The organism is Gemmatimonadetes bacterium SCN 70-22 (assembly GCA_001724275.1).
Classification (GTDB): domain Bacteria; phylum Gemmatimonadota; class Gemmatimonadetes; order Gemmatimonadales; family Gemmatimonadaceae; genus SCN-70-22.
On the sequence record MEDZ01000067.1, the window covers coordinates 1 to 10,284 of the forward strand.

General features: G+C 69.9%; 6 protein-coding genes. 1 reads left to right on the plus strand and 5 read right to left on the minus strand.

Going from position 1 to position 10,284, the window contains the following annotated elements; genetic code table 11:
- Positions 1-625: 625 nt before the first annotated feature.
- Complete coding sequence (locus tag ABS52_18735) at positions 626-3,640, plus strand: hypothetical protein (GenBank protein ODT00289.1); 3,015 nt, start codon at positions 626-628, stop codon at positions 3,638-3,640.
- 414 nt (positions 3,641-4,054) lie between these two features.
- On the opposite strand, the gene ABS52_18740 is transcribed toward ABS52_18735, so the two are convergent.
- The 5 genes from ABS52_18740 to ABS52_18760 form a co-directional block, all read right to left on the minus strand.
- Positions 4,055-4,510, minus strand: a complete 456-nt coding sequence (locus ABS52_18740; protein ODT00290.1) for a hypothetical protein — start codon at positions 4,508-4,510, stop codon at positions 4,055-4,057.
- Positions 4,458-5,246 carry a lipoyl(octanoyl) transferase gene (locus ABS52_18745; protein ID ODT00294.1) on the minus strand — a complete coding sequence of 263 codons (789 nt, stop codon included), beginning with the start codon at positions 5,244-5,246 and terminating at the stop codon, positions 4,458-4,460. Before ABS52_18745 ends, ABS52_18740 begins: the two co-directional genes overlap by 53 nt.
- A gap of 10 nt (positions 5,247-5,256) precedes the next feature.
- Complete coding sequence (locus tag ABS52_18750; protein ODT00291.1) at positions 5,257-7,719, minus strand: hypothetical protein; 2,463 nt, start codon at positions 7,717-7,719, stop codon at positions 5,257-5,259.
- Positions 7,716-9,140, minus strand: coding sequence for a dihydrolipoyl dehydrogenase (locus ABS52_18755; protein ODT00292.1), 1,425 nt, complete (start codon positions 9,138-9,140; stop codon positions 7,716-7,718). Before ABS52_18755 ends, ABS52_18750 begins: the two co-directional genes overlap by 4 nt.
- A 99-nt stretch (positions 9,141-9,239) precedes the next feature.
- The gene (locus ABS52_18760; GenBank protein ODT00293.1) at positions 9,240-9,641 is read right to left on the minus strand and encodes a hypothetical protein; all 402 of its coding nucleotides are present in this window, start codon (positions 9,639-9,641) and stop codon (positions 9,240-9,242) included.
- Positions 9,642-10,284 lie beyond the last annotated feature (643 nt).

Below are 10,284 nucleotides of genomic sequence, written 5' to 3' on the forward strand. Positions count from 1 at the left end.
GGGGGGAAGGGGGAGGGGGGAGGGGGGGCGTGTGACCCGGGAGAGTGGCGACCCGTCTTGAGTGGTCCGGACGTGGTGCGGGGGTGGCCCGGCGCTCTTGGGGGGCGGTCTGGTGGAATCTCCTCTGGCGAAGAGGACTCGTCAGGCATAGATTCGCGCCGCGTTTTGCTGGAGTGGGGCCATGTCGCTGATTGCGGCAGGCTCCCGGTTCGTCGAGGAGCCCTGCACCCGGAAGCGGGGCGGCGGCGGCACCAGCGACGCGCCGTTGGACAACTGGAGTCATCGAGGGACCGGTGATTGGAGTCATCGGGGCGGGGCGTATGTGTCGTAATGACACATTAGAATGCCTTGACCCGGTATTCTGGTGCCGGTAGCTTCGTTGGCTGCCGACGTTCGTGGTCGGCAGTGGAGTTGTCCTGGAGAGGAAAGTGACCGTCGCGTCGGAGCTGGGGTCTTCAGTCTGTGAGACGAAGGCCTCTCGAGCGCCTTCGGGCGGCACTTGTGCGTCGCGGCGGTGTCCCGCCAGGCGAGAGCAAGATGGCAGTAGCGCCACAGTACGGCAGTAGAGCAGTCGCAGTACCGGTTCGTGCAGGACTCAACTCACTCTGTAGAAGGGGGAAAAGGAATGCAGAAACTCACGCGGTCGTTGATCGCGCTCAGCGGGCTGGTTGCGCTCGCTGCTTGCGGTGACGACGTATCGGTGACGCCGCCGCCTGAGACTCCGCCGCCGACGGTGACGGCGGTGACGGTCTCGCCGGCGCAGGCGACGATCAAGGTCGGGGAGAAGCTGATTCTCTCGGCCAACGTCGCGGTGAACGGTTCGGGAGTGAACACCGCGGTGACGTGGGCGTCGGCCAACTCGGCGATCGCGTCGGTGAGCGCCACCGGTGAGGTGACCGGTGTTGCGGCTGGCCAGACCACGGTTCGCGCCACCTCCGCTGCCAACGCTGGCGTGTCCGGCTCGGCGGCGATCACGGTGTCGGCGGACAAGGGCGTGCAGTCGGTCGCGGTGTCGCCGACCTCGGCGATCCTGGCCCCGACGCAGACCCTGCAGGCGGTTGCCAACGTGACGACGACTTCGGGCGTCGCCAAGACGGTGACCTGGGCGTCGAGCGCGACCTCGGTCGCGACGGTCGACGCGACGGGCAAGATCACGGCGGTCGCCCCGGGCGCTGCCACGATCACCGCGACGTCGACGGTCGATCCGACCGTTGCCGGTTCGCTCGCCCTGACGGTCCGTCAGCCGGCCCCGGCGACGATCAGCATCAAGTCGGTGACGACGGGTGCCACGAACGTCCCGGTGAACTTCAACAACGTCGCTGGCCAGATCGACGCGACCCTCAATGTCGACCCGGGTGACCAGGTGATCTCGAAGGTCGAGATCCTCCTCGACAACGCGGTCGTCTACTCGCAGGCCTTCTCGGCCCAGCAGAGCCACGAGATGAGCCTTGCGGCGGTCTCTGAGGCGCTCGCCGAGATCGTCGGCTCGATCAACACGGCCGACTTCGACCAGACCACCGGTGTCGCCAAGTACTTCAACGGCGCCCGCCAGCTCTCCGCCCGCGCCGTCGTGCAGGGTGGGACGCAGGTCGCCACGCCGAGCATCACGCTCCAGTTCAACAACGCCAACCGCCTCATCGAGCAGCTCATCCTGGGCGGCACGCGTGCCTCGGCCGTGAGCGCCGGTGGCCTCGCCTTCGAGCGCGGCAGCCTGACGGTCTCGGTCCTCCCGGTCATCTACCAGCAGGGCCGCACCATGGCCGCTGGCTCGACGACCTTCGGTGGCAATGACGCCTCGGGCGTTGGTGCCCGCACCGCGGCTCTCGTCGCCCCTGCGGGTGGCACGGGCGCGTGGACGGCCACGTTCTCCGACGCCGGCGCCAACGCCGTCGGCAACGTCTCCGACTACGAGTACAACGGTGGCGGCGCGGGCGAGAACGCCTGGGTGACCGCCACGGACAACCAGGGCAACCAGCTCTTCGCCGCGCAGGCTCCGTTCAGCTCGCCGGCCAACCCGGCCCCGGTCGTTCGCCTCGACAACCGCGCGCCTGGCGCGCCGACGTTCGCTGCCAACCCGAACGGGCGTCAGAACAGCTGGATCAACGGCACGGTCGGCCTCGCAGGGGTGAACTCCTCGGCGACGGACAACGACTGGATGATCAATGGCACCGCTGACGCTGGCGTCGGTGGCTACACGCGCTGGCTGCGCACGGGCACCGACATGGCTACGGCGATCGCCGCCACGGCCTCGTCGACTCCGGCGCTCCCGGCTCCGTCGGCCACGAACGCGACGTACTGCGCGGTCGCCAGCGCCACGGACCTCCTCGGCAACGAGTCGGCCCTTCCGGCTGCCGCCACGGCTTGCTACGTCGAGCCCACGGGCGTGTACAACAACGCCACTGCTTCGAACCACCTGCGCTTCGGCGTCGACGTCGCGGCTCCGACCATCAACTTCTCGGCCGGTCTGGGCTCGAATGCCCGCATCAACACCGCGACGGTTGGCGGTGAGTTCCAGGTTACCGTCGCCGACACGGGTGCGGTTGGCAACTCGGGTATGCTCGCTGGTACCCCGGTCGCCGCGACCGTCACCGTCCGTAACGCCGCGGGCAACGTTGCGCCGGGCGTCGGTGGCGCCGGCACGGGCTGCCTCGCGGGCACGGTCGTCACGGGCGTCTGCACGCCGAGCGGCGTTGGCATGACCCCCGCGCTCCCGCTCGTCGCGACGAACCTCGTTGCGGCTGAGGGCCAGGTCGGTTACTACACGTTCACCGGCTACGCGCAGGATGCTGCCGGCAACGCGTCGGGCACGCTGACCCGTGTCGTCGTTCGCGACAACACCCCGGTCGTTGCGACCAACCCGTCGGTTCCGCTGACCATCACCGGTCCGTTCGTGGCCTCGTCGTTCATCAACGACGACCTGTCGATCCGCGACTACTACTACACCGCTGGCTTCGGCGGCGTCTTCGCCGGCCCGATCACGCTGGCGGCGGCTCCGACCGCGGTCGATGCGTACAACGCGCCGACGTTCAACAACACCAACTTCGCCATCAACACGACGGTCAACACGTACCTGGGCATCCAGGACGGGACGGCCGGCGCTCCGGCGGCGTACGTTGCTGGCGCCAACCCGCTCAACACCCTGAATCTGTTCGCTCGCGACCAGACGCAGGCGGCGTACACGGCAGCTTCGACGGTGTTCGCCATGTCGTCGCACCCGACGACCGGTGTGAGCACCACGAACTTCACCACGTACGCCACCGCTACGTCGAACGTGACGATCTGCGGTGGGACGCTCCCCGCTGGTTGCGGCGCGACCCCGACCTCGACGAACCTCACGGCCGTCGCGACGGGTGCCACCGCGGTCTTCAACAATCCGTTCTCGCGCGTGGACTTCTACGGGCAGAACACCGCGGGTGACTATGTCCTCCTCGGCTCGGTCGCGGCTGGCTCGGCGACCCTGGTCGACAACGGCGCTACCCGCGTCTGGACCTACACCTTCGCCCTCTCGGGCTCGTCGGCCTACTCGGTGCTGAACGGCACCGGTGCCACGCAGAACCGTGACATTCGCGCCTTCGGTGTCAGCCCTGCGGGCACCGTCGCGCTGGTCTCGGGCGCCCTGGCGCAGACGATCGATCCGTAATCCCTCGGGATTGCGTATCTGATCAAGCAAGTCAGTGGGGGTCCGGCCTTCGGGTCGGGCCCCCATTGGCTTTTGGGGGTGTCGTCGGGGGTGCCGTGCGGCGCCCTCACTGGCCCTCAGGTGGCCCTCGGTGGCCCTCAGCTCTCGGTGGGGCCCTCAGTGGCGCCATCGGTGGCCCTCAGGGCCCTCAGTGGCCCTCAGTGGCCGTCAGTGGCCTGAATGGCTGCCCGCTCCCGGCCGATCGCTCGTCCCGCTTGGACATGGCATCCGCCGATCGAGCGGTGCCGCGGCCACGGCCGATTCGGGGAAGAGGGGGGCGGAACGCACGAGAGGCCACGCTTGTCAGCGTGGCCTCTCTCGTTATGCCGGTGATGTATCGAGTGCGCCGTGTCGCCCGAGGCGCGACTGCCGGTATCAGCGCCTCGGCGGCACCGGTACGTGGATCGTCGCCGCGATATCCTCCCACTTGTCCCACCCCCACACGCGCAGCGTGTCGTTCACGAAGACGATCGGCGTGAGCTCGTCGTCCAGCAGCGGCGCGACCTTCTCCAGCGTATCGTTGGCTTCCTTGCGATCGGTCTTCGTGTAGTACGCGATCCGATAGAAACGCCCATCCACCAGGTATCGCGCCTCGCGATAGACGTGCGGCGCGGAGTCGGGGGGAGCCCCCTCGTCCAGCAGCAGCTTCATCGCCGAGTCGCGCGGGATGTTCTCGGAGAGCTTCTTGAGGCGGGCATCGCCGCACGCGGCGGCGCCAACGAGCAACGTGGCCAGGACGGCCCTGCGCATGGTCATCGGGATCTTGTCGGGAGGGTGTTCAGGCGGAGGCGCCGCCGTGCCGTCGACTCGCGTCTTCCGCAGCCGTCGCATGCGACGAACCGAGGGCGCTGAGATCGCGATGAAAGCTAACGGGACCGGATTGGCGGTGAAAGACCGCAGCAAATGCATCGGCCACCAGCTTCCCCATCGCCGCCACGTCCAGCTGCAGCTGGGGGCGCTCGACGCCCACCGACGTCATTTGCACGTCGCTGATGCCACACGGGACCATGAGGTCGAAGTACGACAGGTCGGTGGTGACGTTGAGGGCGAAGCCGTGCCACGTGACCCAGTCGCGCGCGTGCACGCCGATGCTCGCGATCTTCCGGTTGTCGACCCACACGCCGGTGAGCCCCCCGCGCCGCGAGGCCGAGATCCCCACGGCACCAAGTGCCACGATCAGCGCCTCCTCCACCTGCCGCAGGTACCAGTGCAGGTCGCGGGTGTGGCGCTTGAGGTCGAAGATGGGATAGCCGACCAGCTGCCCCGGACCGTGGTACGTGATGTCGCCGCCACGGTCCACCTCCACCAGCTCCACCCCCTTGCTGCGCAAGTACTCGGGCGAGGCGACCAGGGTCTTCCCCTTGTACGAGCGCCCCAGCGTGATGACGTGGGGATGCTGGAGCAGGAGGAGGACGTCGTGCGGGATCTCGCCGGTGATGACCCGCCGCGCGATGTCGCGCTGCAGCGCGAGGGCGTCGCCATACGGGACGCGCCCGAGGTCGAAGACGACGAGCTCCGAAGCCGGCGCCGGCGCGCTCCCTTCGAGGTGGCGAGAGGTGTCGGTCATGGAGCGCGGCTCACTTCGGCGGCTGGCGGTTGCGTCCGGCGGCGCCGGGGCCGACATCGATGAGCTGGCGCGCGCTCCGCACCCCGTCCGAGACGATGACCTCGAGCCTGGGCGATGATGTCTGCACGATCCCCGCTCCCTCCCTGACGATGCCAAGCACGCTCCCGGTGGCGGCGTCGCGCACCAGCGCCGCCCGGGTGCGCCCACCGCTCCACGACAGGCGCACGGCATCTCCGCCGCTGCGCGCACCGCGCACGTGTTCAGGCGTCGTGGCACGAGCCGCGGCGCCGGACATCGTCCCGATGCGCCCGCGTGCGTGGAGGCGAAGCGAGGCCAGCGCCGCCGCGCCGAGCATGTCCCGCGGAACGACGAATGCGAAATGCGCCGCCGTGGAGTCCTGGCCGTCGACGACGCGCTCGGCGGAGAACGAGAGCGAGGCGAGCACCTGGCCGCTCTCTCCCACCAGCTCCACGCGCTCGGCGCCCGGGCGCGTGGGAAGCGACGGAGGGGCCACGACGTCGAACGCCGGTTCCAGGACCGGGCGCCCGTGCTGGATTCGCCCCCACACCAGGACGCCGGGACGGGGCGCGACGCTGGCACTGGCCACCAACGAGCCGGCATTGGCCAGCCAGTAGTTGAGCATCCCGTTGAAGGTGTAGTCGCTGATCCAGACGGGGGCGCAGTAGCTCATCACGTCGGACGCCGTGGGAGCGACGAGCCCCCCCGCGAGCGCGTCGTAGCCGTACACGCCGATTGCTGCTCGCGGATAGGGATACGACACGTCGACGCCGCCGGCCGAGCCGCAGGGGGAGTGGAAGCGCCCCATGGAGTGCCCGATCTCGTGGGCAACGACCACCGAGGCGCTCGGGAACCAGTCCCAGCCTAACGCCGCCCGGCCGCTGATGTAGGCCATCCCCGCGATCCCCGAGGTGTAGGGCACCTGCAGGATCCCGAAGTAGATGCCGCTCCCTCCCTCGGCGCTCCGGAGCGCGTTGATCTCGCTCAGGATCTGGAGCCAGGCGCCGTTGCTGTCCGACGGGACCACCGCCGGGGCATTGGTGGTGAAGGGCGGGGCGATGACGCCGCTGACGGTGGCTGGCGGGAGGAGCTTCCTGGCGCCGATGAGGAACTGGTCGAGGTTCCCCGTCGAGACGCGTCCGGTAAGGCCGCTAGCCGCCTGTGTGATGGGGACGAAGCGGACGGCGAGCGGGGGGACGGTGCGCACCTGCAGCGCGAGCGGTGAGGCGGCGTCGGGCCAGCTGTTGTCGCTCTCCGAGCTCTCGGGCACCTGGTTGGCCGGGTCCGCATCGACCTGCACCGAGAGTCCCGGCTGGATGAGGGAGCCGGCGACGCGGTAGTTCCACGACGCCGAGAGCGCCCCCTCGTCGACCGTGGTGGGGGCCGTTGGCGTCGGCGGCGGGATGGTGACCGTGGAGACGAGCGTCACCCCGTTGTAGAAGCGGACCCTGACGTCGGGGGCGGTGATGCCCGTGGTGGAGCCGACCACGAAGACGCGCAGGAGGGCGTCGCGTCCGGCGACGAGCGGGACGGCGCCGCCGAAGGTCTGGACCACCTGCTGGAAGTGGGCGCCGGCGATGGTGAGGTTGGCCGTCGCACCCGGGGACACGAGGGTGTAGTTCACCGTCGCGCTCCCGCTGGAGCCGGTGGCGAGCGTCAGGTTCTGGCTGGCGGGAATGGGGGCCCACCGAGAGGCTCCGCTCGTCACGGTGTCGGCCGTGACGGTGTAGAGCCCCGCCAGGAGGCCGCCGACGGTGCGCGACGCGGTGACGTCCTGCGCGAAGCCATTGGGGCCCGTGAGGTGCACCGCGGCGGGGACGGCCGTCGGGAGCCCGACGACGGAGAGCGAGACCGCCCCCGAGATGAGCGTGAAGGTGAGCGGGACGGCGGCCGGGGTGAGCGACGGCGCGACGTTCACCGTGGCGCGCGTCGTGTTGGGGGCGTAGACGTCCGTCCCCTGGGTGACGTCGGCGGTGGAGATCTCGTAGCTCCCCGGCACCAGGTTCCCGAGCGTGTCGCTCTCGGTGAGCACCACCGAGAAGCGATCGGGGCCGGCGACGGTCGCCCGTCCCTGCGTCCCCGGCGGGAGCCCCTGCAGCAGGACGGCGAGGCGTCCGGTGGCGAGGGTGTAGGGCACCGTGGCGGTGGCGGCATCGGAGGGGCCGATGGTCACCCGCACCGTCACGTCGTTGGGCGACCAGGTGGCCGAGTCGGTGCGGGCCGGGTTGGGCCACAGCTCGTAGTCACCGCGCGCGAGCCCGGTGAGGGTGGTGGACTGCGTGAGCTCGCGCACGTAGCTGGCGGGGCCCCGCACGGTGACCTTGCCGTCGACCCCGGCGGGGAGCCCGACGAGGTCGACCTGCAGGCGCCCGGACGCGGGCGGGGGGCTCGGGGATTCGCCACACCCCCCGAGCAGCAGCAACGCCCACGCCGCGAGTGCCCAGCGCCGGCTCACGCGTGCAGCATCTTCCCCATCGAGTCCAGCACCGCCTCGGCCACCGCCTCGGAGAGCGTGGGGTGGGCATGGATGGCGAGGTCGATCTCCTCGACGGTGAACTCGTTCTCGCGGGCGACGACCAACTCGTGGATGATCTCGGTGGCGTGCGCCCCCACGATGTGGGCGCCGAGGATCTCACCGTACTTGGCGTCGCGGATGATCTTGACGAAGCCCTCGGTCTCGCCCGAGGTGCGGGCGCGCCCGTTGGCGGAGAAGGGGAACTTGCCGACCTTGTAGTCGAGCTTCTTCTCCTTGCACTGCTGCTCGGTGAGCCCGATGGAGGCCACCTCGGGGTGGCAGTAGGTGGCGTTGGGGATGTTGCCGTAGTTGAGCGGGTGCGCGTGCTGGCCGGCCAGCAGGTCGGCCAGGATGTGCCCCTCGCGCGACCCCTTGTGGGCGAGCATGGGGGCGCCGATCACGTCGCCGATGGCGTAGACGCCCTTGACGCTGGTCTGGTAGGTGGCGGTGTCGACCTTGATGAAGCCGCGATCCGTCAGTTGCACGCCGAGCTCCTTGAGGCCGATGTCCTCCACGTTGGGGGCGCGCCCGGCGGCGACCAGGACCTGGTCGACCGTGATCTCCTCCTTCGCTCCCTGCGCCTCGACGGTCATCGACACGGAGTCCTTGCCGACCTTCACGTTGGAGATCTTCGCCCCGGTGACGACGTTGATCTTCCGCTTCTTGAAGGCCCGCTGCAATTCCGCGGAGCAGTCGGCGTCCTCGAGCGGGAGGATGCTGGGGAGGACCTCGAGGAGGTGGACCTGGCTACCGAAGGCGTTGAAGACGTCGGCGAACTCGCAGCCGATGGCGCCGGCGCCGATGATGGCGACCGACTTCGGCGCCTTCTCGAGCGTGAGCGCCTGGTCGGACGAGATGACGGTGGTCTTGTTGATCTCGAGGCCGATCTGCGGGAGGCCGCGCACGCGCGAGCCGGTGGAGATGACGACCGCCTTCTTCGCGTCGTGCTTCTCCTCCTTGCCGGTGGCGTCCTTGACCGCGACGCTGGCCACGGCGCCGGCCGCCCCCTTCACGACGCGCCCGGTTCCCTTGATCCAGGCGATCTTGTTCTTCTTGAAGAGGAACTCGACTCCCTTGGAGTTCTGGTTCGACACGGCGCGCGAGCGCTTCATGGCGACGCCGTAGTCGAAGCCGACCTCACCCGGGATGTTGACCCCGAAGTCGGCGGCGTGGCGCACCTTGTTGGCGAGCGAGGCGCTCTCGAGGAGCGCCTTGGCGGGGATGCACCCCCACAGGACGCAGGTGCCCCCGAGCCCTTCACGCTCGACGACGGCAGCGGAGAGTCCGAGCTGGGCGCAGCGGAGGGCGCCGACATAGCCGGCGGGGCCACCGCCGAGGAAGATGACGTCGTATGAGGCCATGACGAGTCGTGTGGTAGGCGTGAGGGGCGCCGATGTTCCCGGCGCATGGACGGAAATCTACCAGGGGGCGTGCCATGCGCACGCCCCCCGGGGACACCGTCAGTACACGAGCAGCAGCGGGTTCTCGATGAGGCGGCGGAGCGTCTGGAGGAACTTGGCCCCGGTGGCGCCGTCGATGACGCGGTGGTCGCAGCTCATGGTGACCCGCATGCGCCGGCGGACCTGGACCTGGCCGTCGACGACGACCGGCTTGGCCTCGATCCCGCCGATGGCGACGATCCCGGCCTCGGGCGGGTTGATGATCGCGGTGAACTGGTCGATGCCGAACATCCCGAGGTTGGAGACCGAGAAGGTCGACCCCGTGTACTCCTCGGGCTTGAGCTTGCGCTCACGGGCGCGCTTGGCAAGGTCGCGCGACTCGGCGGCGATCTGCGCGAGCCCCTTGAGGTTGGCGTCGAAGATGACGGGGGTGATGAGCCCGTCGTCGATGGCGACGGCCATCCCGAGGTGGACGCGGTTCCAGTAGCGGATGGCGTCGCCGNNNNCCAGTAGCGGATGGCGTCGCCGAGCCAGTGGGCGTTGCACTCGGGGTGCTGCGCGAGGGCCGTGGCGACCGCCTTCAGGACGACGTCGTTGAACGAGACCTTGAACGCGTCGCCCAGCTCGGCCATGGCGGCGCGCATCTCGGCGACGCGCTCCATGTCGAGTTCGGCCGTGAGGTAGAAGGTGGGGACGGGGCCGATGGATTCGGAGAGGCGGCGGGCGATGGTCTTGCGGAGCTGGGTCAGGGGAGTGTCGCGGAACGCGTCGCCGGTGGCCGAGACGGGAGACGGGAGGCGGGGGGCGGGAGTGGCGGCGCTGGGCGCCGCCGAGGTGCTGGCCGCTGCCTCGACGTCACGCTTCACGATCCGTCCGCCGGGGCCCGAGCCCTGGAGGGTGCCTAACGCGACGCCGCGGTCGGTGGCGAGGCGGCGGGCGAGGGGGGAGGAGCGGGGGCGCGCGACGGTTCCTGCTGCCGGGGCGGCGGGGGGGGCCGCGACGGGCGACGCGGGACGGGGGACGAGGCTGGCGCCGGCCGGGGGCGCCGCCGGAGCCGGAGTTGCGGCTGGCGGAGCGGCTGACGCTGTGGCTGGCGCTGCGGCTG

Excerpts from the sequence above, each read along its gene's own strand:
- ABS52_18735 (ODT00289.1), top strand. The coding sequence starts at position 626 with ATGCAGAAACTCACGCGGTCGTTGATCGCGCTCAGCGGGCTGGTTGCG.
- ABS52_18740 (ODT00290.1), bottom strand. The coding sequence starts at position 4,510 with ATGCGACGGCTGCGGAAGACGCGAGTCGACGGCACGGCGGCGCCTCCG.
- ABS52_18745 (ODT00294.1), bottom strand. The coding sequence starts at position 5,246 with ATGACCGACACCTCTCGCCACCTCGAAGGGAGCGCGCCGGCGCCGGCT.
- ABS52_18755 (ODT00292.1), bottom strand. The coding sequence starts at position 9,140 with ATGGCCTCATACGACGTCATCTTCCTCGGCGGTGGCCCCGCCGGCTAT.
- ABS52_18760 (ODT00293.1), bottom strand. The coding sequence starts at position 9,641 with ATGGCCGTCGCCATCGACGACGGGCTCATCACCCCCGTCATCTTCGAC.